Source organism: Aeromicrobium sp. WCS2018Hpa-31, from assembly GCF_031843905.1.
In the GTDB taxonomy this organism is placed as follows: domain Bacteria; phylum Actinomycetota; class Actinomycetes; order Propionibacteriales; family Nocardioidaceae; genus Aeromicrobium.
The window spans coordinates 156,934-181,457 of the sequence record NZ_JAVTJF010000004.1 but is presented as its reverse complement, the minus strand read 5'-3'; the positions used below and the strand labels follow the sequence as shown (position 1 = coordinate 181,457).

23 protein-coding genes are annotated in these 24,524 nt (G+C 71.3%); 10 read left to right on the top strand and 13 right to left on the bottom strand.

The window, feature by feature from the left end:
* Nucleotides 1-844: 844 nt before the first annotated feature.
* Together RQG84_RS06480 and RQG84_RS06475 are read left to right on the top strand one after the other, a co-directional pair.
* The gene (locus RQG84_RS06480; protein WP_311209347.1) at nucleotides 845-3,775 is read left to right on the top strand and encodes a bifunctional [glutamine synthetase] adenylyltransferase/[glutamine synthetase]-adenylyl-L-tyrosine phosphorylase; all 2,931 of its coding nucleotides are present in this window, start codon (nucleotides 845-847) and stop codon (nucleotides 3,773-3,775) included.
* Nucleotides 3,772-4,980: a DUF3152 domain-containing protein gene (locus tag RQG84_RS06475; protein WP_311209346.1), complete on the top strand. Its 1,209-nt coding sequence runs from the start codon at nucleotides 3,772-3,774 to the stop codon at nucleotides 4,978-4,980. Before RQG84_RS06480 ends, RQG84_RS06475 begins: the two co-directional genes overlap by 4 nt.
* A gap of 6 nt (nucleotides 4,981-4,986) precedes the next feature.
* Here RQG84_RS06475 and RQG84_RS06470 read toward each other — a convergent pair whose 3' ends face one another.
* The 7 genes from RQG84_RS06470 to RQG84_RS06440 all read right to left on the bottom strand — a co-directional run bounded on the left by RQG84_RS06470 (nucleotide 4,987) and on the right by RQG84_RS06440 (nucleotide 11,449).
* The gene (locus RQG84_RS06470; RefSeq protein WP_257727473.1) at nucleotides 4,987-5,265 is read right to left on the bottom strand and encodes a WhiB family transcriptional regulator; all 279 of its coding nucleotides are present in this window, start codon (nucleotides 5,263-5,265) and stop codon (nucleotides 4,987-4,989) included.
* 88 nt (nucleotides 5,266-5,353) lie between these two features.
* Nucleotides 5,354-6,586, bottom strand: a complete 1,233-nt coding sequence (locus RQG84_RS06465; RefSeq protein ID WP_311209345.1) for a cyclopropane-fatty-acyl-phospholipid synthase family protein — start codon at nucleotides 6,584-6,586, stop codon at nucleotides 5,354-5,356.
* The gene (locus RQG84_RS06460; RefSeq protein ID WP_257727471.1) at nucleotides 6,583-7,401 is read right to left on the bottom strand and encodes a DUF1365 domain-containing protein; all 819 of its coding nucleotides are present in this window, start codon (nucleotides 7,399-7,401) and stop codon (nucleotides 6,583-6,585) included. Before RQG84_RS06460 ends, RQG84_RS06465 begins: the two co-directional genes overlap by 4 nt.
* A complete protein-coding gene (locus RQG84_RS06455; RefSeq protein ID WP_311209344.1) occupies nucleotides 7,398-8,699 on the bottom strand; it encodes an FAD-dependent oxidoreductase in 1,302 nt (433 codons plus the stop codon). Before RQG84_RS06455 ends, RQG84_RS06460 begins: the two co-directional genes overlap by 4 nt.
* Nucleotides 8,700-8,714: 15 nt before the next feature.
* Nucleotides 8,715-8,948 carry a hypothetical protein gene (locus RQG84_RS06450; protein WP_257727469.1) on the bottom strand — a complete coding sequence of 78 codons (234 nt, stop codon included), beginning with the start codon at nucleotides 8,946-8,948 and terminating at the stop codon, nucleotides 8,715-8,717.
* A gap of 119 nt (nucleotides 8,949-9,067) precedes the next feature.
* A complete protein-coding gene (locus RQG84_RS06445; protein WP_257727468.1) occupies nucleotides 9,068-10,342 on the bottom strand; it encodes an acyl-CoA desaturase in 1,275 nt (424 codons plus the stop codon).
* Nucleotides 10,343-10,357: 15 nt separating this feature from the next.
* The gene (locus tag RQG84_RS06440) at nucleotides 10,358-11,449 is read right to left on the bottom strand and encodes a ferredoxin reductase (RefSeq protein ID WP_311209343.1); all 1,092 of its coding nucleotides are present in this window, start codon (nucleotides 11,447-11,449) and stop codon (nucleotides 10,358-10,360) included.
* Between the two features lie 158 nt (nucleotides 11,450-11,607).
* Between RQG84_RS06440 and RQG84_RS06435 the strand changes: the two genes are divergently transcribed.
* Both RQG84_RS06435 and RQG84_RS06430 read left to right on the top strand, forming a co-directional pair.
* Nucleotides 11,608-12,258 carry a TetR family transcriptional regulator gene (locus RQG84_RS06435; RefSeq protein WP_055965577.1) on the top strand — a complete coding sequence of 217 codons (651 nt, stop codon included), beginning with the start codon at nucleotides 11,608-11,610 and terminating at the stop codon, nucleotides 12,256-12,258.
* An 85-nt stretch (nucleotides 12,259-12,343) separates the two neighbouring features.
* Nucleotides 12,344-12,916 carry a hypothetical protein gene (locus RQG84_RS06430; RefSeq protein ID WP_311209342.1) on the top strand — a complete coding sequence of 191 codons (573 nt, stop codon included), beginning with the start codon at nucleotides 12,344-12,346 and terminating at the stop codon, nucleotides 12,914-12,916.
* 20 nt (nucleotides 12,917-12,936) lie between these two features.
* Here RQG84_RS06430 and RQG84_RS06425 read toward each other — a convergent pair whose 3' ends face one another.
* A complete protein-coding gene (locus RQG84_RS06425; RefSeq protein WP_311209341.1) occupies nucleotides 12,937-13,341 on the bottom strand; it encodes an SRPBCC family protein in 405 nt (134 codons plus the stop codon).
* A gap of 102 nt (nucleotides 13,342-13,443) precedes the next feature.
* A complete protein-coding gene (locus RQG84_RS06420) occupies nucleotides 13,444-14,130 on the bottom strand; it encodes a TetR/AcrR family transcriptional regulator (protein WP_311209340.1) in 687 nt (228 codons plus the stop codon).
* A 44-nt stretch (nucleotides 14,131-14,174) separates the two neighbouring features.
* On the opposite strand from RQG84_RS06420, the gene RQG84_RS06415 reads away from it, so the two are divergent.
* The 3 genes from RQG84_RS06415 (at nucleotide 14,175) to RQG84_RS06405 (ending at nucleotide 16,220) form a co-directional block, all read left to right on the top strand.
* Nucleotides 14,175-15,413, top strand: coding sequence for an oxygenase MpaB family protein (locus RQG84_RS06415; protein WP_311209339.1), 1,239 nt, complete (start codon nucleotides 14,175-14,177; stop codon nucleotides 15,411-15,413).
* Nucleotides 15,414-15,487: 74 nt separating this feature from the next.
* On the top strand, nucleotides 15,488-15,706 hold the full coding sequence (locus RQG84_RS06410; RefSeq protein ID WP_311209338.1) for a hypothetical protein: 219 nt from the start codon (nucleotides 15,488-15,490) through the stop codon (nucleotides 15,704-15,706).
* 124 nt (nucleotides 15,707-15,830) lie between these two features.
* Entirely contained in the window at nucleotides 15,831-16,220 is a 390-nt protein-coding gene (locus RQG84_RS06405; protein ID WP_311209337.1) for a GAF domain-containing protein, read from the top strand.
* A gap of 25 nt (nucleotides 16,221-16,245) precedes the next feature.
* Here the strand turns inward: RQG84_RS06405 and RQG84_RS06400 are convergent, their stop codons facing one another.
* Nucleotides 16,246-17,277, bottom strand: a complete 1,032-nt coding sequence (locus RQG84_RS06400) for a zinc-binding dehydrogenase (RefSeq protein WP_311209469.1) — start codon at nucleotides 17,275-17,277, stop codon at nucleotides 16,246-16,248.
* Between the two features lie 121 nt (nucleotides 17,278-17,398).
* On the opposite strand from RQG84_RS06400, the gene RQG84_RS06395 reads away from it, so the two are divergent.
* On the top strand, nucleotides 17,399-17,545 hold the full coding sequence (locus tag RQG84_RS06395) for a GPGG-motif small membrane protein (protein ID WP_164468781.1): 147 nt from the start codon (nucleotides 17,399-17,401) through the stop codon (nucleotides 17,543-17,545).
* Nucleotides 17,546-17,618: 73 nt separating this feature from the next.
* Nucleotides 17,619-18,077 carry an SRPBCC family protein gene (locus RQG84_RS06390; protein WP_311209336.1) on the top strand — a complete coding sequence of 153 codons (459 nt, stop codon included), beginning with the start codon at nucleotides 17,619-17,621 and terminating at the stop codon, nucleotides 18,075-18,077.
* Between the two features lie 57 nt (nucleotides 18,078-18,134).
* Here RQG84_RS06390 and RQG84_RS06385 read toward each other — a convergent pair whose 3' ends face one another.
* The 3 genes from RQG84_RS06385 to RQG84_RS06375 all read right to left on the bottom strand — a co-directional run bounded on the left by RQG84_RS06385 (nucleotide 18,135) and on the right by RQG84_RS06375 (nucleotide 21,923).
* Nucleotides 18,135-18,539 carry a MerR family transcriptional regulator gene (locus RQG84_RS06385; RefSeq protein ID WP_311209335.1) on the bottom strand — a complete coding sequence of 135 codons (405 nt, stop codon included), beginning with the start codon at nucleotides 18,537-18,539 and terminating at the stop codon, nucleotides 18,135-18,137.
* A 22-nt stretch (nucleotides 18,540-18,561) separates the two neighbouring features.
* Nucleotides 18,562-20,175, bottom strand: a complete 1,614-nt coding sequence (locus tag RQG84_RS06380) for a ribonuclease J (protein WP_311209468.1) — start codon at nucleotides 20,173-20,175, stop codon at nucleotides 18,562-18,564.
* 143 nt (nucleotides 20,176-20,318) lie between these two features.
* Nucleotides 20,319-21,923, bottom strand: a complete 1,605-nt coding sequence (locus tag RQG84_RS06375; RefSeq protein ID WP_311209334.1) for a peptide chain release factor 3 — start codon at nucleotides 21,921-21,923, stop codon at nucleotides 20,319-20,321.
* 329 nt (nucleotides 21,924-22,252) lie between these two features.
* Here RQG84_RS06375 and RQG84_RS06370 point away from each other — a divergent pair, with 329 nt between their 5' ends.
* Nucleotides 22,253-23,701, top strand: coding sequence for a SulP family inorganic anion transporter (locus RQG84_RS06370; RefSeq protein WP_396135256.1), 1,449 nt, complete (start codon nucleotides 22,253-22,255; stop codon nucleotides 23,699-23,701).
* Nucleotides 23,702-24,524: the final 823 nt, after the last annotated feature.

Here is a 24,524-nt window from a genome sequence, read left to right as displayed (position 1 = left end):
GCGGGGGCTTCGGCTCGCTGCTGCGTCGCCCGCGGGGGCTTCGGCTCGCTGCTGCGCTGCTTCGGCCCGCGCCGGGGTCGGCCTCCGAGAGGGCCTCGACCGGGCGGCTGGCGCGGGACGCGGTCCGGGTTCTCGGGCTGTGGCGGGTGCTGGTCGGACGCACGATTCTTCCTTTGCGCGTGTGGGACGCAGGATTCTGCGTTCGCGCGTGGGGGACGCAGGATGCTGCGTTCGTGCGCTGGGGGGCGAGCGCTTCTGCGTTGGTGTCGGGATCCGGTCGTGAACGCAGCATCGTTCGGGCCGGTGCACGTGAACGCAGCATCGTGGCCGCCTGGCTGCGCGGGGTGGCAGGGATTCTCCCTTCTCGTGGACCGGTCCACGAGAAGGAAGAATCCCTGACCCTGCGCCCCCGTCATCGGTGGATCCTCAACCTCTGCGGGCCGTCTGCGGTTGAGGATCCACCGATGGCACGCACGAACGAAGAACCCTGCGCCAAACACGCGCTAAAGAAGAATCGTGCGTCACCCCCAGCACCAGACCGGACCCCGCGACCCCGGACCGCGTCCCACCGAGCTCCCCGGTCGAGGCCCTTTCGGAGACCAGTCCCAGCGTGAGCCGACGCAGCGCAGCAGCAGGCCCACGACCACTGCAGGCAGCGCAGCCGCAGGGCCACGTGGACCGCAGGCAGCGCAGCAGTAGGTCCACGGCGACCGCGGGCAGCGCAGCAGCGCGTCGAAGCCCCAGCAGCAGGAGCAAGGCGACCGGAGCGAGCACGGCAACGTAGCCACGTCCACCACCAGCCAGCGCAGCCGGCGGGTCCCACCACGTGCCGTAGCCTGCAGCCGTGTCCACCGAGTCCCCGGAGCTGGCCCTTGCCCGACGCGGCTTCCTCGACGGGGCTGCGGCGGCCGCGCACCTGGCACGTCTCGAGGGCATCGACGACGCCCTGGTCGAGCAGGTGGCGGCCGTGGCCAGTCCCGACACGGCGCTCTCCTCCCTCGTCGCGATCGCCGAGGCGTGGGGCACCGACCGGCTGCTGACGACCCTGCGGGCCGACGACGAGCTGCGCCAGCGCCTGCTCATCGTGCTGGGCACGAGCGAGGCGCTCGGCGACTTCCTGGCCCGCCACCCCGAGCACGTCGAGGACCTCGGCGCCGACCGCCTGTCGCCCGTGCCCCTCGACCTCGCGACGATGCGTGAGCAGCTGGGCGAGGTGGCCGACGCCGACGAGCTGCGGGTCGCGTACCGGCGCAAGCTGCTGCACGTCGCCGCCCGCGACCTGACCGCGCTCACCGGCTTCGAGGAGTCCGCCGGGGAGCTGGCGGACCTCGCGGTGGCCACGCTGGGTGCAGCGCTGGACCTGGCGCGCCGGCAGGAGCCCGACTCCGACAGCGTGCGGCTCGCCGTGATCGCCATGGGCAAGACCGGAGGTCGCGAGCTCAACTACGTGAGCGACGTCGACGTGATCTTCGTGCACGAGCCCGCGGAGGGTGCGGACGAGCAGACCGCCTCCCGCGTGGCCGCACGGCTCGCGTCGACGATGATGCGCCTCTGCTCGGACCACACGCGCGAGGGCACCATCTGGGAGGTCGACGCCAACCTGCGACCGGAGGGCAACCAGGGCCCCCTGAGCAGGACCCTGCGCAGCCACGTGGCGTACTACGACCGGTGGGCCTCCACGTGGGAGTTCCAGGCTCTGCTCAAGGCGCGGTTCGCCGCCGGCGACGCCGAGGTCGGGCAGGCCTACCTGGACGCGCTGTCGCCGAAGGTGTGGGAGGCGAGCACGCGCGAGAACTTCGTGCGCGAGGTGCGTGCCATGCGCACCCGCGTGATCGAGAACATCCCGTCCCAGCAGCGCGAGCGCCAGCTCAAGCTGGGCGCGGGTGGCCTGCGCGACGTCGAGTTCGCGGTCCAGCTGCTCCAGCTCGTGCACGGGCGGGGCGACGAGTCGCTGCGCAGCCCCACCACGCTGGAGGCGCTGCGCGAGCTGACCGAGGGCGGCTACGTGGGCCGGCGCGACGGTGCCGCCATGGAGGACGCCTACGAGTTCCTGCGCACCCTGGAGCACCGCATCCAGCTCTACCGGCTGCGGCGCAACCACGTCGTGCCCGACGACCTCGAGGACCTGCGCCGCCTCGGCCGGTCCATGGGCTACCGCCAGAACCCGGCCGAGGGCCTGGAGAAGGACTGGAACGCCCACAAGCGCCTCGTGCGGCGCCTGCACGAGAAGCTCTTCTACCAGCCGCTGCTGGAGGCGGTCACGTCGTTGCCGGACGAAGGGCTGCGACTCACGCCGGAGGCCGCCCAGGCACGTCTCATGGCTCTGGGCTTCGTGGACCCCAAGGGCGCGCTCGGCCACATCCAGGCGCTCACGTCCGGGGTCTCGCGGCGGGCCGCCATCCAGCGGTCGCTGCTCCCGGCGATGCTGCAGTGGTTCGCCGAGTCGCCGTCCCCCGACGCCGGCCTGCTCACGTTCCGGCGGATCAGCGAGTCGCTGGGCGAGTCCCACTGGTACCTGCGCAAGCTGCGCGACGAGGGTGAGGGCGCCGAGCAGCTCGCCGCGGTCGTCGGCTCCAGCCGCTACGTATCCGACCTCATCCAGCGCGCCCCGGACTCGGTCGCCCTGCTCGGCGACGACGACGAGCTCGTGCCGCGCGACGCGGAGCGTCTGCGCGGCGAGATGCAGCTGGCCGCCCGACGACACACGACGCCGGAGCAGGCCATCAAGGCCGTGCGGCGGGTCCGTCGTCGCGAGCTCTCCCGCGTCGGGATCGCCGACGTGCTCGGCCGGCTCGACGTCGACGAGGTGGGCGTGGCGCTCTCCGGCATCGCGGAGGCCACCCTCGCGGCCGCGCTCACGGCCTGCATCGACGCCGTGACCCGGCAGCGCGAGGAGGCCGGCAAGGACCCGTTCCCCACGCGGATGGCCATCGTGCTGATGGGCCGGCTCGGGGGGCGGGAGTCCGGCTACGGCTCGGACGCCGACGTCATGTTCGTGCACGAGCCCCGACCCGGTGCCGACGACGGCGAGGCGGCGGCTGCGGCGACCGCGGTCGCGACCACGCTGCGCAAGGTCCTCTCGACCCCGGGGGACGACCCGCCGCTGGAGGTCGACGCCGACCTGAGGCCCGACGGTCGCAACGGACCGCTGGTGCGCTCGTTCGCCGCCTACGTCTCCTACTACGAGAAGTACTCGGCCGTGTGGGAGGCGCAGGCGTTGCTGCGTGCCCGGGCGAGCATCGGCGACCCGGAGCTCTGCGAGCGGTTCACCGAGCTCGTCAACCCGCTGCGGTGGCCGGAGCAGGGCATGTCCGAGGCCGAGGTCCGCGAGATCCGCCGGATCAAGGCGCGGGTCGAGTCGGAGCGGCTGCCCCGCGGCGCGAACCCCCAGACCCACCTGAAGCTCGGACGCGGCGGCATCGCCGACGTCGAGTGGACGGTGCAGCTGCTGCAGCTGCAGCACGCCCATGCCGTCCCGGGCCTGCGCACGACGTCGACGCTCGGCGCCCTGTCGGCGGCCGCCGAGGCGGATCTGGTGACGGCCGAGGACGCCGAGGTGCTGAGCCGCGCCTGGCAGCTGGTGAGCCGGCTGCGCAACGCCGTCGTCCTCATGCGTGCCAAGCCCGCCGAGTCCATGGTGGAGCAGTCCGACGAAAGGGCAGGCGTGGCGCACCTGCTGGGATACGGTCAGCAGCACAGCGAACGCATGATCGACGACTACCTGCGCGCCACCCGGCACGCACGGCAGGTCGTCGAACGAATCTTCTGGGAGTGACCACGGTGCTGGGGACGGACGGGGGGCCGGGAACCGACGCGGTCACGACCCATGATCGGGCGACGTCGCGCCGCGGTGCGGTCCACTCCGTGGTGGCCGCCCTGCTGCTCGCCCTCGTGGCCACGGTCCTCGGCGCCACGTCGGGGCCTGCGCAGGCCGACGAGGTGCCGGAGCCGCCGGTGGCGACCGCGGTGGTCCCGGTCGAGCCGCCCGCGGTGACGGGCACGTCGCGCTACGGCTCGACCCTCACCGCATCGCCGGGCACGTGGAGCCCCACCGACGCCTCCGTCGCGTACCAGTGGCTGCGCGACGGTGCCCCGATCAGCGGGGCGACCGCCGCCACCTACCGCCTGGGTGCCGCCGACCACGCCCGCGCGGTCTCGGTGCGGGTCACCGCCTCGAGCCCGGAGCTCGCCGACGCCGTCACGACCACGGCACCGACCACGGTCGGTCCGGCCCTGCTGGTCTTACGCGCCCGGCCCGTCGTCTCGGGCACCCGTCGCTACGGCAAGACCCTGACCGCCTCGGCGGGACGGTGGAGCACCGGGGGAGTCACGTTGCGCTACCGCTGGTACCGCGACCGCAAGCCGGTCGCCGGTGCCACCCGGCGCACGTACACGATCAAGTCCGGCGACGTCGGCCACCGGCTGGCGGTGCGGGTGACCGCCTCCAAGCGCTACCACCAGACGCGCTGGGCGGCCTCGCTCTCGACGGGCCTGGTCAAGCACCGGCGCGACGTGCGACGCACCATCACCTACTCGGTGCGGCGCAACGGCTCGAAGGCGAGCCTGTCCACGTTCCGCACCCAGGCCGCTCAGACGTTGGCCGACGCACGCGGCTGGCGTGGCGGAGGCATCCGGTTCAAGGAGGTCTCGAAGGGCGGGTCGTTCACCCTCGTCCTCGCGAAGGCCTCCCGCGTGCCGTCGTACTCCTCGGGATGCAGCTCCACGTACAGCTGCCGGGTCGGGCGCAACGTCATCATCAACGAGACGCGCTGGAACAAGGGCACGTCGGTGTGGTCGAAGGCCCGGCGCTCGATACGCGACTACCGGCACATGGTGGTGAACCACGAGGTCGGACACTTCCTCGGCAAGGGTCACGCGCGCTGCCCGGGGAAGGGCAAGGCGGCCCCGGTCATGCAGCAGCAGTCGAAGGGCCTGCAGGGATGCAAGGCCAACCCCTGGCCGAAGACCAGCGAGCTCTGACCCGGCTCAGCCCGCCGCGCGCAGCAGGTGCTCGCGCTCGGTCTGGTTGAGCCCGCCCCAGACGCCGAACGGCTCGCGCACGGAGAGCGCGTGGTCGAGACACTCCTGGATCACCGGGCAGGTCGCGCACAGCGCCTTCGCCGCGGCCTCGCGCCGACGTCGGCGCGGCCCACGCTCCGTCTCCGGCGGGAAGAACGTCTCCGTGTCCACGCCACGGCACGCTCCCGCGTGCTGCCACTCGTACGATTCCTGGATCGGATCCGGAAGTCGGCTGGTGCTCGCCACGATGCCCTCCTGACGCTGCGGGAGATTTCCCTCATCAGGGGTTCGGCGCCACCACCCAGGGGGATGGGTGGTTCGGGTGTGACGAAGTTCAGGCAGTGCGCTCCATGCGCAGCTGGAAGACGTCGAGGTAGCCCACGGCGAAACCGGCCTCGCAGTAGGCCAGGTAGAACTGCCAGAGCCGGCGGAACGTCTCGTCGAAGCCGAGCGCCGCGATCTCCGACCAGTTCTCGTCGAAACGGTCACGCCACAGCCGCAGCGTGCGGGCGTAGTCCTGCCCGAGCGAATGGCGCTCGGTGACGGCCAGGCCCTGCGTGTAGGAGGCGAGCGACTGGTCGATGGCCTCCGGGGAGGGGATGAGCCCGCCCGGGAAGATGTACTTCTGGATCCAGCCGTAGGAGTTGCGCGTCGTCAGGTAGCGGTGGTGCGCCATCGTGATGGCCTGGATGGACACCTTGCCGCCGGGCGCGAGGACCTCGTCGATCTTGGCGAAGTACGTCGGCCAGTACTCCTCGCCGACGGCCTCGATCATCTCGCAGCTGACGACGGCGTCGAACTCGCCGGTCACGTCGCGGTAGTCCTGCAGACGCAGCTCGATCCGGTCGGCGACCCCGGCCTCGGCGAAGCGCTCCTGCGCCAGCGCCGCCTGCTCGGAGGAGATCGTGATCGTGGTGACCTTCGCGCCGCGACGCGCGGCCCGGATGGCCAGCGACCCCCAGCCGCTGCCGATCTCGAGGACGCGGGTGCCCTCACCCACGCCGGCCTGGTCGAGGATGCCGTCGAGCTTGCGCTCCTGCGCGCGCTCGAGCGACTCGTCGGGGCTCTCGAACCATGCGGCCGAGTACGTCATCGACGGGTCGAGGAAGCGCTGGAACAGGTCGTTGGAGAGGTCGTAGTGGCGCTCGATGTTGGAGCGCGACCCCTCCTTGGTGTTGCGCTCGTGCTGGGGCAGGCTGCGGTCGACGAGCCCGCGCAGCTTCTGCAGCGACGGCGGGACGATCGTGGTGAGCCGGGCGGCGAACGGCGTGAGCAGGTCGGCCAGGTCGGTGCCCGGGCCCTCGGTCCAGTCGCCGGCCATGTAGGCCTCGCCGAACCCGATCTTGGTGTCGTGACCGAGGCGGCTGAAGAAGGCGGCCGGTCGACGGACCTGCATCTCGGGGGCGTCGGGGCCACCGGCGCCCCACACCGTGCCGTCGGGGAACGTCAGGCGGACGGGGAGCTGGTTCACGCCGGGGCGCACCACCGCCTTCGCCACACGGGCCTTGAACGGGGTGCGCGGCGTCTGCGCGATGCCGGGCCAGCGAGTGGCGAGGGTGTCGGTCATCGGGTCGTGCCTTTCTGGGGTTCGTGAGCCGGTCGTGGCACGACCGGGAGTCGGCGCAGCCAGAGCCACACACCATGGATTCGGATCAGCAGGCTCACCCGATGGGTCATGAGGGGCATGGCGACGAGGAGGCGCGCGAGCCGGGTCGCGGTGACGGGTCGGGGCTCGCCGCGGAACGTGGCGCTGAAGACCGCCTCGCCGGGCGCGGTGGCGGGTGAGCCGTCGTCGGAGGGCGACTGGCGCAGGATCACGGTGCTGGCCACGGCCTCGGCCTGGAGGCGGAACTGCAGGTCGTAGCGGCCGGCGACCGTGAAGAAGGGCGAGACGTAGAACGCCTTGTCGGTGCTCGTGCGGCCCTGCGGGTCGGGCCGCAGGAAGTAGGCGTGCCGCTCGCCGTAGGTGTTGTGCACCTCGGCCACGATCGCCTCGGTGCGGTCGCCGTCGAGCACCCAGAAGACCGTCAGCGGGTCGAACACGTGCCCGAGCGTGCGGGCGTTGGCCAGCATGAGGATGCGGCGGCCTCTCGCGTCGAGGCCCTGCTCGCGGCAGAACGTCTCGACGTTCTCGCGCAGCGTCCGGTCCGGGTCGCCGATGTGGTCGGCGGCTCGGAAGGTCGAGAAGGGGCGCAGCCACCGGGGAAGCCGCGGCAGGTCGTCGACGTCGACCAGCCACTGGTACATGCGGTACCGGAACCGGTGCCGCACCGGCACGCGCCGGGTGTGCGAGACAGCGCCCACGACGAGTGCGGGCACGGCGGGCAGGCCGGACGAGCCGGCGCCGGCGCTCGAGGAGGTGTCCTCGACGTGGGTGGTCACCAGCTCGCCCCGAGCGATCGAGCCGCCTCGACGCCGGAGCGGCAGCCGTCCTCGTGGAAGCCCCAGCCGTGGTACGCGCCGGCGAAGGCCGTGCGCCCCCCGGACAGCGACGGGAGGTCCTGCTGCGCCGCGACCGACGTCGGCGTGTACACGGGGTGGGTGTACTGCATGGTGGCCAGCACCGACGTGGGGTCGATGCGGCTCGTGGAGTTGAGGCTCACGAGGTACGGCTTGCTGCTCTCGATGCCCTGCAGCCGGTTCATCCAGTACGTGACCGCCGTGCTGTCGCCGCGGCCGCTGCACGTGTCCATCCGGTAGTTCCACGCGGCGCGGGCGTCGGTGGCGCGCGGGAGGACGCTCGGGTCCTGGTGGAGGACGGTCTCGTTGCGTGAGTACGTGAAGGAGCCGAGCACGCGACGCTCCTCGTCGGTGGGGTCGGTCAGCAGGGCCAGCGCGTCGTCCGCGTGCGTGGCGATGACCACGGAGTCGACCTGGTGCTCGGTGCCGGAGGCGTCGAGCACGACGACGCCGTCGGGCTTGCGCGAGATCGCGCGCACGGGGGTGGAGGAGCGGACGTCGCCGATGGCCGCCGTCACGCGCTGCACGTAGGAGCCCGAGCCGCCCTGGACGGTGAACCACTGCGGCGAGCCGGAGATGGACAGGAAGCCGTGGTGGCGCAGGAAGGCGAAGAGGTAGCGCGCCGGGTACTGCAGAGCCGTCTCCTGGCCCGACGACCACACGCACGACACGACCGGGATGGCGTAGTGGGCCACGAAGTGCTGCGAGAAGCCGTGCGTGGTCAGGAAGTCGCCGTACGTCTGGGGCTCGGAGGCGTCCGGCTCGGAGTCGAGCAGGGCCAGCGCCGCGCGCTGGAACCGCTTCACGCCGGCCAGCATCGCGAGGTAGGTGGGGTCGAACGCGCGGCGGCGCTGGGCGAACAGTCCGGGCAGCTTGCGGCCACCGGCGTACTCCAGGCCGCAGCCCTCGCACCGGATGCTCATGGACATCTCGGTGGGGTGCACGTCGACGTCGAGCTCGGCGAACAGGCGACGCAGCAGCGGGTAGGTGCGGTCGTTGTGCACGATGAAGCCGCTGTCGACGTGGTGCGTGGTGCCGTCGGCCTCGAGCGCGTGGGTGTGGGCGTGGCCGCCGAAGCGGTCGTCGGCCTCGAAGAGGGTCACGTCGTGGGTGCTGCGCAGCACGTAGGCGGCCGTGAGGCCGGAGACGCCGGAACCGACGACGGCGACGCGGGGGCGACGCTCGGAGGTGGGGGAGCCGGACGTCGGAGAGCTGGTCATGAAAGGGATTCGCCCTCAGTCGTCCTGCGGATGGGTGGGTGTGACGCGTCCGGCGTCGTCGGCTTCCTCACCTGCGCGGCGGCTGGCCTCGGTGATCTCGAACAGCTCGGTGCCGAACGCCCCGACCTCGGTCGTGACGCGACGCGCGGTGTCGAAGAGGATGGCGCTGATGCGCCCGCTCGTGGTGATCGCCGCCTCCACGCCCTGCTGCACCGCGTCCTTCGCGATCTCGCGCCGGCTCATCGTCATGGCCGTCTCCTCGAGGGTGGGTCGTCCGGTCGCCTCCATTGTGGCGTACCGCCGGGATGCCGCACGACGACGCCCCGGGGGTGCCGGGGCGTCGTCTGGGTGGCGGACCTGGGGCTCGTTCAGGCCGCCGCGTGCTCGGACTCGCGCTGCTGCGCGGCCTCGCGCTTGGCGCGACGCAGTGCCTTGGACTCCGGGCTCTTGCCCTGCTTGTAGGGGTCGTCGGGCTTGCGCGAGAAGCCGGCGAGCTGTCGAGCGACGCTGGCGAGCTGCTTGCTGAACCGGCCGCTGTTGTACTGCAGGCCGTGCTTCTCGCAGATCGCGCGGATCTCGCGGGCGACCTCGGGGTACCGGCGCGCCGGGATGTCGGGGAACAGGTGGTGCTCGATCTGGTGGCTCAGGTTGCCGCTCATCACGTGGAAGGCGCGGCTGCCGCTGATGTTGGCCGAGCCCAGCAGCTGGCGCAGGTACCACTGGCCGCGGGTCTCGTTCTGCGCGTCCTCCTCGGCGAAGGTCTGCACCTCGGCGGGGAAGTGGCCGCAGAAGATGATGAGGAAGGTCCAGATGTTGCGGATCAGGTTGGCCGCGAAGTTCGCGCCCAGGACGGCGAGCGGGGCCCACCAGCCGACGAAGGGCACGAGCGCGACGGCCAGGACCGGGTAGGTCACGTAGTCCTTGAGCACCTGGCGGCGAGCCTTGCGGGCGGCGCGGCTCTTGCGGTCGCGGAACTCCTTCTTCGTCATCTTGCCGCCGAGGTACTCGTCGAGCTCGAGGCCGTGGTACATCACGCCCCACTCGAAGAAGAGCATCAGCGCGAAGGCGAGCGGCAGGTTGAAGCGGTGGTTCGGGTACCAGGGCTGGTCGTCGTCGATCCGCAGCAGGCCGTAGCCGATGTCGCGGTCCATGCCGTGGATGTTCGTGTACGTGTGGTGGATGTAGTTGTGGCCGTGCTTCCAGTCCTCGGCCGGTGCCACGTTGTCCCACTCGTAGCGCTTGCCGTCGACCAGCGGGTCGTTCATCCAGTCGTACTGGCCGTGCATGACGTTGTGGCCGATCTCCATGTTCTCGAGGATCTTGGAGAGGCCGAGGAACACGATGCCGGCCACGAAGGTGGGCCAGAAGAACGGCGTGAAGATGCCGATGCGGCCGAGGACCTCGAACGTCTGCTGGATGCGGATGACCCGGCGGATGTAGTCGGCGTCGGCCTGGCCGAGCGAGTCGAGGGTGCGCTGGCGGATGGCGTCCAGCTCCTCGCCGAAGCCCTCCAGCTCCTCGTAGCTCATGTACTCGAGGCCGATGGTGGACCGCTTGGAGGCGTCGGCGCCGACGAGCGGCTCCGGTGCGGCGTTGTGCTCCGAGGCGCTGAACGGTGCGATCGGGGTGCGCTTGCGAGACATGGGGACTCCCTTTCCTTAGAGTGCGACGCTGACGTCGCCGACAGGGACGTTGACGCAGACCTTGATGGTCTCGTCGGTGTTGGCGCTGACCTCGCCGCTGACGACGTGGCGGACGGCGCCGCTGAGCTTCTTGACCGCGCAGGTGTTGCAGACGCCCATGCGGCAGCCGAAGGCGGGCGTGAGGCCGGCAGCCTCGGCCTGCTCGAGGATGGTGCTGCCGCTGTTGTCGGTGCTGGTGCCGGCGTCGTCGAAGCTGAGGGTGCCCGTGGCGTCGGCCGCGTCGAGGTCGACGGAGGGGACCTTGAAGTACTCGGTGCGCAGCAGGTCGCGTGCGCCGAGCTCGTCGTAGGTGTCGCGGACGGTCGCGATCAGGCCGGCGGGCCCACAGCAGAAGGTGGTGGCGACCGTGGGGTCGACGCCGAGCCGGCGCAGGTGGTCGAGCATGAAGCGGCCCTCGAGCTCGGCCCCGACCTCGGGCTCGCGCGTGTAGACGCGGACCACGGTGGCTCCGGGGAGCTCGGCGGTCAGGCGGTCGAGCTCGGGGGTGAACATCTCGTCGTCGCGCGAGCGTGCGTAGTGCAGGAAGGTGACCCGGCCGCGGTGCCCGCGGTCGCGCAGCGTCCGCGCCATTGACATGACCGGGGTGATGCCGGACCCGCCGCTCAGCAGCAGGAGGTCGTCGGGCACCTGCGCTGGGAGCACGAACTCGCCCTCGGCCTGCGACAGGTAGACGACGGTGCGGGGCCGGAGCTCGCGGTGAAGGAACTGGGAGACGTAGCCGTCGGGGTGGGCCTTCACCGAGACGCTGAAGGTGCCGTCGGACGCGGCCTGGGAGCTGGAGACGGAGAACACCCGGACCTTGCGGGTGCCGTCGACCTCGATGCCGAACTGCACGTGCTGGCCGGGCACGAAGCCCTTCCAGGCACCGTTGGGGCGCAGCACCACGGTGCTGGCGTCGCCGGTCTCGCGTCGCACCTCGACCACCCGGGCCCGCACGGCCTCGACGGTCCACAGCGGGTGGACCTGATCGAGGTAGTGGTCGAGGGACTTGGGCGAGGTCAGGGAGGCCACGGTGCGCGAGGCAAGGGCGGCGCGGACGAGTCCCATGCGGTTCCTCTCCAGTCGAAGTCGTTCGGTGTACAAGCGTACACTCAAAGTGTGCGGGTGTGAACCACCGCAGGGCAAGAGGGCGTGTCGGTGACCTCGCACACGGCGACACACGCGTTCACCGAGGCGACGACGACGGAACGGCCTAGACTCCAGGCGTGGCGGAAGCAGGACGAGCCGCGTCGCCCCGTGCGGAGACGACGCGCCAGGCGCAGAAGGAGCGCACGCGCGACGCGATCCTCGCGGCGGCCCTCGAGCTGAGCCGGGACCAGGGCTTCGCCCAGATCAGCCTGCGCCAGGTCGCCCGCCAGGCCGGCGTGGTCCCGACGGCCTTCTACCGGCACTTCGCGTCGATGGACGAGCTCGGGCTCGCGCTCGTGGAGCAGTCGTTCGGGACCCTGCGGGCGATGATCCGCGACGCGCAGCGCGACCCCGAGACCTTCGCCGACATCATCGACGCGTCGGCCGAGATCCTGGTGCGGGTGGTCAAGCAGAACAAGGCCCACTTCGGCTTCGTCGCCCGGGAGCGCGCCAGTGGGTCCGACGCCGTGCGGCAGGCCATCCAGCGCGAGCTCGAGCTGTTCATCTCCGAGCTCGCCGTGGTGCTGGCGCGGCTCCCGCACATCGAGACGTGGTCGGCCGAGGACGTCAAGCTCGCCTCGGGGCTCTTCGTCCGCAACATGGTCTACCGCGCCGAGCAGGTGGTGCAGACGCCCGACGGTCGCACCGACCTCGAGGAGGAGATCAAGCGCAAGGCCCGCCGCGAGATGCGTCTCATCGTGCTGGGCTTCCGCGACTGGCGGAGCTGACCGCCCACCCACTCGAAGGGAGCGTGGGCTCAGGGTCCGGTGGTACCGTGAAGGAACTACCACCATCAGTCAGGCGGTGCTGCGCATGAACGATCTCGGCACGCTGCTCGACGACGTGACGCGCGAGCACGCCGTGGGCGTGACGGCCGATGGTGAGCGCCTCGTCGCGCTGCGGGTGGCCGATGAGTGGTCGGTCGGGCTGCGCCTGCACCGCGAGGGCAGTCATCGGCAGTGGTCGGTGCGCGAGCTCGTGGTGCGGCGGGGGACCGGGGACCGGTCGTTCGCCGGCAACGACGTGCGAGAGCTCCCGCTCGGCGCTCTCGTGGCCGAGGCGCGACGCCTGGCCACCCGCAGCGCCGGCCAGGACGCCGAGCCGCTCACCACCGTGCAGACGTTGCTGCAGGAGCGATCGGGACGGCTCGGGCGCGACGACCTCGCGCTCGCAGCCGTGGCGCTGGAGTACACGCGGATCGTCGAGCGCGGGGAGCGTGCGCCGTCGAAGCGGATGGCCGAGGCGCTGGGCGGCAGCGCCGGCACCTGGACGAACCGCGTCGCCGAGGCGCGGCGCAGGGGGTTCCTCACCGAGGTCCCGCGCGGCGCCGCCGGCGGCGCACTGACGGACCAGGCCCGCGAGGTGCTGGGTCTGGTCCGGGCCTGAGGCAGGCGCTCGGGCGACTCTCAGGCCAGGACGTTGGCGGCGTGCTGGTCCTGGGCGGCGGTGGCCAGCTTGTCGAGGGCGAGGCGGAACACGTCGTCGCCGAGCTGGTCCTCCAGCAGGTGGATGATGCCCGGGTCGGACTCGAACTCCGCGGACCACTCGACGTAGCACGTGGTGCCGGCGCCATCCTGGACCTCGATCGTCGCGCGGTGCTCGGAGATCGGGAACGGCGGCTCAGGCATCGAGTACGACAGCGTGCGGGTCTCGTCGTCCTGGCTCAGCACCGTGACGACCAGGTCGGCGTCAGCCTCCGGGCCTCCGGAGTAGATGCTGAGGCGGGGGTGCCAACGGGCGAAGTCCTGGGCGAGCTCCCACACGAGGTCGGTGGGGGCGGCGACGAAGGTCCTGCGGGAGATGCGGCTCATGCGAACTTTCCGGGCTGGGCGACGTGTGCTCGCCCCATCCAACAGGCCGGGTCCGCACCTGTCTCGCCCGGGGGGTGAGGCATTGCTCACGTCGGCGGGTCGTCAGGTCCGGGCGGTGGGTCCCGTGCCGTCGGACCGCGCGCCGGCGCGCTCCGCCACCTCGGGCGCCGAGGTGGCCGGCCGGGGGGCGAGGTGGGCTGCCGTGAGGTGCACCAGCTCCTCGACGAACATGTCGCGGGCGATGTCGGGTCGCTGGAGCACGTAGTCGACGCTGAGGTGCTCGACCATGCGCACGAGCAGCCACGCCGAGGCCGACGTCGGCAGCGGCGTGGGCGTGCGGGAGACCGTCAGGTACGCCCCGACGAGGTCGGCGACGCGACGCTCGACATGCCCGACGTGGCCGGCGACGCGGGAGAGGGGCAGCTCCTGGGTGACCAGGCGCAGGTACTCGCGGTGTTCTTCCAGCACGTCGAGCAGTCCCTCGTACGCCGCTCGGACGAGCTGGTCGGGCGGCAGGTCGAGCCGGTCGGCGAGCACGGCGGTGAGCTCCTCGCCGATCTCGGCGGAGTACCGGTCGATGACCGCCACCAGGATCGCCTGCTTGTCGGGGAAGTACTGGTAGAGAGAGCCTGGGCTGACCTCGGCACGCGAGGCGATGCGATTGGTGGTCGCGCGCTCGTACCCCTCCTCGACGAGGACCAGCCTGGCAGCCTCGAGGATCCGCTCGACCATCCGGCGCGATCGGTCCTGGCGGGGCGCCTTGCGCAGCGTCTCGGGTGGTCGGCTCATACGCGAATTGTATGCGAGCAATTGCTCGTGTCACGTTCCAGTGCATGACCTCAGCTCCGACCGGCACCGTTCCTGCCCGTCCCGCGCCCGCCGACAGCGCACCCGTGCCCACCCGGCACCGGGCCGCCCAGGCGCGAGGTGCTCGCATGGGTCGCCCCCTGCGGGTGTTCGGTCGGGTGCGTCAGGTCGACGAGTCGCTCCTGCGGTCCATCGGGGAGGGCTACCTGCGCATCGACGACCCCGGAGCGCGGCTGGCCGCGGCGTTCCGTGCGAAGGGCGCGGACCGCGTGACCCACGACCAGCTGCGTCGCGCGCTCGAGGGGGACCTGGAGGGAGCGCCACCGGTGCTCCGCGACCTCCTCGACCTCGTCTCCACGACGCCGGACTGGGTCGACTGGGACTTGTTGGAGGAGGGTGCGCGGGTCTACCGGACGTTCGGCCGCAACGCGGGCGACGTGCTGCTGCAGCTGTCGCTGATCGGTGGCTACCGCTTCGGCGGACCCACCGACCTGCTCGTCGCGACCGGTGGCCTGACGGGCGAGACGACGGTGCGGCGGCTGGCCGAGACCCAGCACTGGACGATCGCCGTCTCCCAGCCCGGCGCCATGCGCCCCGGAGCGCTCGGCTGGCGACTCACCGTGCACGTCCGGCTCATGCACGCGATCGTGAACCAGCGCTTCTCCGAGGGGGACCGCTGGGACACCGGGCACTGGGGCGCCCCGATCAACCAGACCGACCAGGCCGCGACGCTCGGGCTGTTCTCGGGAGCGCTGCTGCTGGGCGTGCGCGCGCTCGGCGTGCCGGTCTCCAAGGACGAGTCTCGAGCGGTGATGCACCTGTGGTGCTACATCGGCTGGCTGCTGGGCGTGGACGAGGCGTGGCTGTTCGACACCGAGCGCGAGCAGCACCACTTCAACTACCACGTGCTGCTGAGCCAGGACGACATCACCGACGCCGGGCGCAGGCTGACGCAGAGCATCGTCGATGCGCAGCCGCACCTGCACTACCGCCGGTTCGCCCGGTTCCATCGCTGGTACGCACCCCGACGGCTGCTCAGCATGCTCCGCCCGTTCCTCGGCACCGCGAGCATGCGCGAGCTCGGGCTGCCGCTGCGCCTGCCGTGGGCCACGGTCAACGCCCTGGTCGGCAACGCCGTGCGGTACCGCGTGCTGGGCAGGACTGAACGGGGTCGCCGCCACATTGACACGTGGTCCGCGCGCTACCGCGACGAGCAGCTGTACCGGTACTTCGGCGACGGCGTGCCCGACGTCGGTGCGCTCTGAGGTAGGGGCGCTCCGAGGTCGGGGCGCTCTGAGGTCGGATTGCGGATCGTCGGCCGGTGCGTAGCGTCGTGGCCATGACTGATCTGAGTGCAGACAAGCTCGAAGCCGTCCAGTTCGTGGTGAACCGCGTGGGCGCGTACCAGGACGGCGCCCCCGAGGGCACGGTCGAGAAGGAGCTCCGCAAGGGGCTCGACGAGGCCGACCTCTCCCTCGACGACGCCCAGGTCACCGCCCTCGCGGACGCCATCGAGGAGAACGACGGCACCGTCGACGCGTCGACGGTGCTTTCCTGACCCCGGCCCCTCCGGTCCGGAGCCCTCGCTGACCGCCGTCCACCGGACGCCGCTGCGCTCGCGCGACGACGCCGTCGACCACGCCGCAGCCGTCGAGTACGCGCTGCGGCGTGGTGTCGTCGGCGTGGGCGGTCGACTCGACGCCCCTGCCTCGGACCTGGACGAGGCGGTCCGCCGGGTCGAGCGCGAGCACGGCGAACGCGTCGCGGCCCGTCTGGAGCGCTTCGCCGCCCTGCCCGTCGGCGACTTCGTGTGGACCCGCGACGCCGACGCGGAGCTGTGGCTCGGCCGGATCGAGGGGGAGTGGCACTTCGACGCGAGTGCGCTGGGATGGGAGGCCGACCTCCAGCACGTCCGTGCCTGTCGATGGACCGACGCGCCCGTGCCTCTGCCTGAGGTGCCGGCTGGGGTGCTCGCCACGTTCGCTCGCGGCGGCCGGAACTTCCAGCGCATTCACGACGCCGAGGCCGAGGCAGCGACCTCTCGCTGGTGGGCCGAGCACGGCTCACCGTGACGTCGGACGACGCGAGCCGATCAGGTCACTCGTGCAGCCAGGGGTCGATCATCGTCATCCCGGCCACGGCCGCCTGGTCGAAGGTGGGCAGCAGGGCGGCCGCAGCCTGAAGGCCGATGGTGCGCTCCACCAGCAGGTCGGGGCGCAGTCGTCCACTCGCCACCAGCTCCATCATCGGCGGATAGTCGACGGCGGCCATGCCGTGGCTGCCGAGGACGTCGAGCTCCCAGGCGATGGCCCGCTCCAGCGGGACGCGCGGATGTCCCGCGACTCCGGGCAGCAGACCGACCTGCACCATCCGGCCCCGACGGCGCAGGCTCAGCAGCGACGTCGCACTCGTCTGCTCGCTCCCCACCGCGTCCATGGCGACGTGGGACCCGCCGCCGGTCAGGTCGGCGACCAGCGCGGGCACGTGGTCGTCGGCCGTCACGGTGTGCTCGGCGCCCAGACGGGCGGCGACGGCCAGGGCCTCGGGGTTGCGGTCGACGGCCACGACGCGCGCACCCAGGGCGTGCGCGACCATGACGGCGCTCAGCCCGACGCCGCCGGCACCGACCACCGTGACCCACTCGCCCTCGCGCAGGCGCGCCCGGGCGACGAGGGCCCGGTAGGCGGTCGCGAACCGGCAGCCCAGGGCGGCGGCGGTCGCGAACTCGACGCCGTCGGGCACGGCGACGAGGTTCGTGTCGGCCGCGTGCAGGGCGACGTGCTGGGCGAACGACCCCCAGTGCGTGAAGCCGGGCTGCTGCTGGTCGGGGCACACCTGCGCATCGCCTGCTCGGCACCAGTCGCAGCGGCCGCACCCGCACACGAAGGGCGTGGTGACGCGGTCGCCGACCGCCCAGCCGACCACGCCGGTCCCGACCTCGCTCACGACACCGGCGAACTCGTGCCCCGGGACGTGGGGGAACGCGAGGTCCTCGTGCCCGGCCCAGGCGTGCCAGTCGCTGCGGCACAGCCCGGTGGCCCGGACCTCGACGACGACCCCGCCGTCGGGCGCGACGGGCCGCGGGACGTCCCGCACGTCGGGAACCGCTCTGACCGCGTCGAGGACCATGGCACGCACCGTCCCATCCTTTCATTCCCGGAAGATCGCTCCGGATGCGTGCCAGGCCGCCCGGTCCTACGTTGACGGGAACGATCGGTCCAACGCGGACCGACCGGGAAGGAGCACCATCATGTGGGACACCATCTTGTGGATCGCCGCCGTGGTCATCGGCATCATCGGCGTGCTGCGCATCGTGCGCGGTGACATCCTCTGGGGCGCGGTGCTGATCGTCGTGGCGCTGCTCGTCGGACCCGGCGGCGTGAGCCTGCTGACCTGACGGTCGTCGGGCGGTGGGGGTTTCGCGGTCCCCGAGAACGGGTAGGTCATGGGCAGTCTGCGAAAGGACATCCATGAGCACCATCACCGAGACCATCGACGTCGACGTGGACGTCACCACCGCCTACGACCAGTGGACGCAGTTCGAGGACTTCCCTCAGTTCATGGAGGGCGTCGAGCGGATCGACCAGCGGGACGACACGCACCTGCACTGGGTGATCAAGGTCGGGCCCGTCACGCGGGAGTTCGACGCGACCGTCACCGAGCAGCACCCCGACGAGCGGGTCGCCTGGCGCTCCGACGACGGACCCGAGCACGCGGGCGTCGTGACGTTCCACCGCCTCGGCGACACCAGCACCCGTGTGACGGTGCAGATGGACGTCGACCCCGAGGGCTTCGTGGAGCAGGTGGCCGACAAGGCCGGCATCCTCGAGCGCCGCACGCAGGGCGACCTGCGCAACTTCAAGAAGTTCATCGAGTCCCGGGGCGGCCAGGAGACCGGCGCCTGGCGGGGCGACGTCGAGCACCCGTGAGCGAGCACGTCCGGTCCTGACCTCCGGTCACGACCAGCAGCCGAGCCGCCCGTCCGATCACTCGGACGGGCGGCTCTTCTGCGCGATCTCGGCGAGGTCCCGCGCGAAGCCGCGGGCGGCCTCGGTCTTGGACTCCAGCTCCTCGAGCCGCTCGACCACCGTCGCCCGGACCTCGTCGAGCCGGTCGAGGGCAGGCTGCGTCTGCTCGGTCGTGGCAGCCGGTTCCTGGAGCAGGTCGAGGATGCCGAGCACCTCGCCGATCTCCTCGACCGAGAAGCCCAGCGGCTTCATCTTCTTGATGAGCTCGAGCCGGGCCACGGCGGCCTCGGAGTACAGCCGGAAGCCGCCGGTGCTGCGCGCGTCGGGGATGACGAGCCCGGCCTCCTCGTAGAAGCGGATGGTGCGCAGGCTCAGGCCGACGCGCTCGGCGATCTCGCCGATCTGCATCTGCACGGCGCTCATCCCTCCGTGGCCTCGCCGTCGGTCATTCCTCGACGACGATGGCGTGGATGATCGGCTCGCGTCGGTAGGTGCGACGCATCCACGAGGCCGCGGTGCGCTCGATGGACTCCTCGGCGTCGGCCGGCGTCTTCCCGTTCGCCTTCTTCAGGCCCGACGCCAGCTGCTGGGTGAGCGGCTCGAAGTCGCGCAGGTCCTCCATGAGGCCGTGCATCACGTACTCCGGCGGCTCGGCGAACGTGCCACGCTCGACGTCGACGATCGCGATGATCGTGAGCATGCCCTCGTTGGCGAGGGTGCGCCGCTCTTCGAGCGTGTGCTCGGTCGTGCGACCGACCACCATGTTCTCGACGTACACGTGCTCGTTCGGCAGGTGTCCGCTGACCCGGGCGTGGCCGTCGACGAGGTCGACGACGTCGCCGTCGGTGCACAGCAGAACCGAGGAGTGGGGGATGCCGGTGCGCTCGGCGATGGCGCCGTTGGCGTGCAGGTGACGCCACTCGCCGTGGACCGGCAGCACGTGCTTGGGTCGCACGATGTTGTAGCAGTACGCGAGCTCGCCGGCGCTGGCGTGGCCCGACACGTGGACCTTCGCGTTGCCGGAGTGCACCACGTTGGCGCCACGGAACGCGAGGCCGTTGATGAGCCGGAAGACCGCGTTCTCGTTGCCGGGGATGAGCGAGCTGGCCAGCAGCACGGTGTCGCCCTCGCCGACGTCGATCTGGTGGGTGCCGTCGGCCATGCGGGCCAGCGCGGCCATGGGCTCGCCCTGGGAGCCGGTGCACACGAGCACGACCTGGTTGGGGGCGAGGTTGTTCGCGGCCTTGAGGTCCACCAGCAGCCCCTTGGGGACCTTGAGGTAGCCGAGCTCCTGGGCGAGGGCCATGTTGCGCACCATCGACCGGCCGACGAACACGACCTTGCGCCGGCTGGCGTGCGCGGCGTCGAGCACCTGCTGGATGCGGTGCACGTGGCTGGCGAAGCTGGAGACGATGATGCGGCGCGGGGCCGTGCGGAACACGGTCTCGATGGCCGGCTGCAGCTCGCGCTCGGAGGTCGTGAAGCCCGGCACCTCGGCGTTGGTCGAGTCGGTCAGGAACAGGTCGACACCCTCCTCGCCGAGCCGCGCGAACGCGCGCAGGTCGGTGATGCGGTCGTCGAGCGGGAACTGGTCCATCTTGAAGTCGCCGGTGTGCAGCACGAGGCCGGCGGACGTGCGGATGGCTACGGCGAGGCCGTCGGGGATGGAGTGGTTGACGGCGATGAACTCCAGCTCGAACGGGCCGAGCTTCATCACGTCGCCGGCTGCCACGGTCTCCAGGGGCGGGTCGACGGTGTGCTCGCGGAACTTGGCGCTCACGAACGCGAGGGTGAGCTTGCTGCCGATCACCGGGATGTCGCCCCGCTCGCGCAGCAGGTACGGCGTGGCGCCGATGTGGTCCTCGTGGCCGTGGGTGAGCACGAGGCCCACCACGTCGTCGAGGCGCTCACGGATGGCCGAGAAGTCCGGCAGGATCACGTCGATGCCCGGCTGGTGCTCCTCGGGGAACAGCAGGCCGCAGTCGACGAGCAGGATCTTGCCTTCGTGCTCGAAGGCCGTCATGTTGCGGCCGACCTCGCCGAGGCCGCCGAGCGGCATGACCCGCAGGCCGCCCTTCGGCAGGCGGGACGGTGCCTGGCGCCTCGGCTTCGTGGCGGAGCGGTTGTTCTTGTTGTTGTTCCCGTTTCCGTTGCGGTTGCGGTTGTTGGTGCGGTTGCCGTTGTTGTTGGCCATGGGGTTCCTCAGGAGGTGGGAGTGCGGTCGTCGACGTCGGCTGAGAGCGACTCGAAGGTGATGTCTGGGTGGTTGCGGGCGACGAACTGCAGCCGCCAGCGGTCGGAGAAGACCGCCAGGGCAGCGCCGTCGCTGCGTTCGAACGTCTCCACGCCGTTGGTGCCGGCGAGGGTCTCGCGGTCGGCCGGCTCGATGCGCCGGGCGACGGTGTAGGGGAGGGGCTCGAGCCTGGTCTCGGCGTTGAACTCGCGGGCCAGGCGGTCGGTCACGACCTCGAACTGCATGGGGCCGACGGCCGCCAGGACCGGGGCCTGGTCGCCGCGGAAGTCGGAGCGGAGCACCTGCACGACGCCCTCACGGTCGAGCTGCTCGATGCCGCGGCGGAACTGCTTGAAGCGCGAGGTGTCGCGCGCCGTGATGGTCGCGAAGTGCTCGGGCGCGAACTTGGGGATCGGCGGGTACACGACGGTCGGACCGAGGTGCAGGGTGTCGCCGATGGCGAGCTGGGAGGCGTTGACCAGCCCGATCACGTCGCCGGGGTAGGCGAGGTCGGTCGTCTCGCGGTCGCGTCCGAACAGGTTCTGCGCGTACTTGGTGGCGAACGGCCGCCCGCTCTGGGCGTGGGTGACGACCTCGCCGCGCTCGAACACGCCCGAGCAGATCCGCGCGAAGGCCACGTGGTCGCGGTGGGCGGTGTTCATGCCCGCCTGGATCTTGAACACGAAGGCGCTGAAGGGGGAGTCGACAGGGCGCGGGTCGCCCTTCGCGTCCAGGCGCGCACGAGGCGCGGGCGCCAGCTCGAGCATGACCTCGAGAAGCTGGGTGATGCCGAAGTTGAGGGCCGCCGCTGCGAACAGCACGGGCGTGGTGCGACCGGCCAGGAAGGACTCGGGGTCGTGGTCGGCGCCGTCCGCGCTCAGGAGCTCGACGCCGCTGACGGCCTCCTGCCACAGGTCGCCGAAGACCTCGTCGGCGCGCTCGGGTGCGTGGACCGTCTCGCCCGCGCGGGTGGCGCCGCCGGAGGTGCGCTCGTACTCGACGGCGTGGCCGTGCCGGCGGTCGAGCACGCCGCGGAAGTCGCCGGCGATGCCGATCGGCCAGGTGATCGGCGTGGGTCGGATGTCGATCCGCTGCTGGATCTGGTCGAGCAGCTCCAGGGGGTCGAGTCCCGGTCGGTCCCACTTGTTGATGACGGTGATGACGGGGATGCCGCTGCGGTGGCAGACGTCGAACAGCTTGAGCGTCTGGGGCTCCAGGCCCTTGGCGCCGTCCAGCAGCATCACCGCGAAGTCGACGGCCGAGAGCACGCGGTAGGTGTCCTCGGAGAAGTCGGCGTGACCCGGGGTGTCGACCAGGTTGATGACGTGACCCTCGTGCTCGAACTGCAGCGCCGTCGAGGAGATCGAGATGCCGCGGGCCTTCTCCATCTCCATCCAGTCCGAGACGGTGGCCCTGCGCCCGGCCTTGCCGTGCGTGGCGCCGGCCTCCGAGATCACCCGGGCATGCAGGGCCAGGGCCTCGGTGAGCGTCGACTTGCCGGCGTCGGGGTGCGAGATCACCGCGAAGGTCCGGCGGCGCGCCGCCTCGGCGAGCAGGGAAGTGGGGGAGGGCATCGACCCGACTCTAACGGCGCGGCAGTGTGCACGGACCGGCAGCGCCGTCCTGCGGGTCGCGCCACGTCGCACCGACGGGGGTCCCGACCAACTCTTCCGTTGCGGTAGGGTTGGCCGAGAACGCCCTGAGCGCCGGGTCACGTACCCGGCCGAGCGGTGCGGCAGCACACCCGCAGCACCCGCTCAGCGGCCCCCGTCGCGCCTCGTGCGCTCCCCAGTCCTCTTCCTCCGCTCGGCTCGTCCGAGCCTGCTCGTGAACGGAGCCCACCGTGGCGCTCGACGCTGTCCGTCCCCCTGAGGTCGACGCACGACACACCGTCCGTGGTGCGCTGTCGTCGCCGAAGCTGCTGCGCACCGAGGTCCTGGCCGGCCTCGTCGTCGCGCTGGCCCTCATCCCCGAGGCGATCTCGTTCTCGATCATCGCCGGCGTCGACCCGCGGGTAGGGCTGTTCGCCTCGTTCACGATGGCCGTCTCCATCGCGTTCCTCGGCGGGCGACCCGCCATGATCTCCGCGGCCACGGGTGCGGTCGCTCTCGTCATCGCACCGGTCATGCGCGACCACGGGCTCGACTACCTGATCGCCACGGTCATCCTGGCCGGCATCATCCAGGTGCTGCTCGCGGTCGCCGGCGTGGCCCGGCTGATGCGCTTCATCCCTCGCTCGGTCATGGTCGGGTTCGTCAACGCGCTCGCGATCCTCATCTTCCTGGCGCAGGTGCCCTACATGGTCGACGTGCCCTGGATCGTCTACCCGATGATCGTGGCGGGCCTGGCGATCATGGTGCTGCTGCCCCGGATCACCAGCGTGGTCCCGGCGCCGCTGGTCGCGATCGTCGTCCTGACCGGCGTCACGGTGGCGGCGAGCCTGACCCTGCCCGACGTCGGCGACGAGGGCGACCTGCCCGAGAGCCTGCCGTCGCTGTTCTTCCCGAACGTGCCGCTGAACCTCGAGACGCTGCAGATCATCGCGCCCTACGCGCTCGCCGTGGCACTCGTCGGCCTCATGGAGTCGCTCATGACGGCCAAGCTGGTCGACGACATCACCGACACGCACTCGAACAAGTCGCGCGAGGCCTGGGGCCAGGGCGCGGCCAACGTCGTCACCGGCTTCTTCGGCGGCATGGGCGGCTGCGCCATGATCGGCCAGACGATGATCAACGTGAAGGCCTCGGGGGCGCGGACCCGCATCTCGACCTTCCTGGCGGGTGTCTTCCTGCTGGCCCTCGTCGTCGGCGCGGGCGACCTGGTCGCCATCATCCCGATGGCCGCGCTCGTGGCCGTCATGATCATCGTCGCCGTGTCCACGTTCGACTGGCACAGCATCCAGCCGGGGACGCTGCGCCGGATGCCGAAGAGCGAGACCACCGTGATGGTCGCGACCGTGGCCGTCGTGGTCGCGACGCACAACCTCGCGATCGGCGTCGTCGTCGGCGTGGTCGTGGCGATGGTGATGTTCGCCCGTCGCGTCGCGCACTTCACGCAGGTGATCGACGTGGCCCACCCCGACGAGGACACCCGCGTGTATAAGGTGGTGGGGGAGCTCTTCTTCGCCTCCAGCAACGACCTGGTCTACCAGTTCGACTACGTGGGCGATCCGAACAACATCGTCATCGACCTGTCCGACTCCCACATCTGGGACGCCTCCACCGTGGCTGCGCTCGACGCGATCGAGAACAAGTACCGCAGCAAGGGCAAGACGGTCGAGATCCAGGGCCTCAACGAGGCGAGCCGGCAGCGGCACGGCCGCCTCGCCGGCCACCTCGGCGGCGAGCACTGACCGAGGCTCCGGCCTCGCGATTCCCATCACCTGATGGGAATCGCGAGCTCACCTGGGTTTCCTGCCACTCACCCTGGCGTGCGCGCCATGGTGAGTGGGGGAGAACCGAGGTGAGTGCGGGTGGTCGCCGACGCACGATCGCCTCGCCCGGCGTCCGCTACGGTGCAGGCCGGGACGCGTCCGAAGGAGGGGTTCGATGGTGAGGTTCGAGGAGCTCGACTGGGCCGAGACCCCGTGGGGCCTCATCGTGCTGCGGCGACGGTTCGACCTCGCCACCCAGCGCGACGTGCACGAGGTCAAGCTGGGCGACGACTACCTCATGTCGAGCCAGTTCACCGTCAGCGAGCGGGCGCTCGCGACCCTGGGCCTCGACGCCGCCGACGGTGAGGACCTGCGTGTCCTGGTCGGTGGGCTCGGGCTCGGCTACACCGCCTTCGAGGCGCTGCGCGACGACCGCGTCGCCGAGCTGGTCGTCGTGGACGCGCTGGCTCCCGTCATCTCCTGGCACCGTGACGAGCTGTTCGACGACACTCGCGGTCTCGCCACGGACCCGCGCACCAGCCTCGTGCAGGACGACTTCTTCGACCTCGTGCGTGCCGAACGGCTCGAGCGGCCGGTCGACGTGCTGCTCGTCGACATCGACCACGCGCCCGACCGCGTGCTGCGCACCGACCACGGCGACTTCTACACCGTCGAGGGCCAGCAGGCGGCCGCGCGCATGCTCACGCCGGGCGGGGTCTTCGCGCTCTGGTCCGACGAGCCGCCGGACACCGAGTTCGTCGCCGTGATGCGCGCGGCGTTCGCCCAGGCCGAGGCGCACGTC

What these genes read in the sequence shown, in the direction of transcription:
- RQG84_RS06465 (WP_311209345.1), bottom strand. Translation starts at nt 6,586, where the DNA reads ATGACCGACACCCTCGCCACTCGCTGGCCCGGCATCGCGCAGACGCCG.
- RQG84_RS06455 (WP_311209344.1), bottom strand. Translation starts at nt 8,699, where the DNA reads ATGACCAGCTCTCCGACGTCCGGCTCCCCCACCTCCGAGCGTCGCCCC.
- RQG84_RS06450 (WP_257727469.1), bottom strand. Translation starts at nt 8,948, where the DNA reads ATGACGATGAGCCGGCGCGAGATCGCGAAGGACGCGGTGCAGCAGGGC.
- RQG84_RS06445 (WP_257727468.1), bottom strand. Translation starts at nt 10,342, where the DNA reads ATGTCTCGCAAGCGCACCCCGATCGCACCGTTCAGCGCCTCGGAGCAC.
- RQG84_RS06440 (WP_311209343.1), bottom strand. Translation starts at nt 11,449, where the DNA reads ATGGGACTCGTCCGCGCCGCCCTTGCCTCGCGCACCGTGGCCTCCCTG.
- RQG84_RS06430 (WP_311209342.1), top strand. Translation starts at nt 12,344, where the DNA reads ATGAACGATCTCGGCACGCTGCTCGACGACGTGACGCGCGAGCACGCC.
- RQG84_RS06425 (WP_311209341.1), bottom strand. Translation starts at nt 13,341, where the DNA reads ATGAGCCGCATCTCCCGCAGGACCTTCGTCGCCGCCCCCACCGACCTC.
- RQG84_RS06420 (WP_311209340.1), bottom strand. Translation starts at nt 14,130, where the DNA reads ATGAGCCGACCACCCGAGACGCTGCGCAAGGCGCCCCGCCAGGACCGA.
- RQG84_RS06415 (WP_311209339.1), top strand. Translation starts at nt 14,175, where the DNA reads ATGACCTCAGCTCCGACCGGCACCGTTCCTGCCCGTCCCGCGCCCGCC.
- RQG84_RS06410 (WP_311209338.1), top strand. Translation starts at nt 15,488, where the DNA reads ATGACTGATCTGAGTGCAGACAAGCTCGAAGCCGTCCAGTTCGTGGTG.
- RQG84_RS06400 (WP_311209469.1), bottom strand. Translation starts at nt 17,277, where the DNA reads ATGGTCCTCGACGCGGTCAGAGCGGTTCCCGACGTGCGGGACGTCCCG.
- RQG84_RS06395 (WP_164468781.1), top strand. Translation starts at nt 17,399, where the DNA reads ATGTGGGACACCATCTTGTGGATCGCCGCCGTGGTCATCGGCATCATC.
- RQG84_RS06390 (WP_311209336.1), top strand. Translation starts at nt 17,619, where the DNA reads ATGAGCACCATCACCGAGACCATCGACGTCGACGTGGACGTCACCACC.
- RQG84_RS06385 (WP_311209335.1), bottom strand. Translation starts at nt 18,539, where the DNA reads ATGAGCGCCGTGCAGATGCAGATCGGCGAGATCGCCGAGCGCGTCGGC.
- RQG84_RS06380 (WP_311209468.1), bottom strand. Translation starts at nt 20,175, where the DNA reads ATGCCGCTCGGCGGCCTCGGCGAGGTCGGCCGCAACATGACGGCCTTC.
- RQG84_RS06375 (WP_311209334.1), bottom strand. Translation starts at nt 21,923, where the DNA reads ATGCCCTCCCCCACTTCCCTGCTCGCCGAGGCGGCGCGCCGCCGGACC.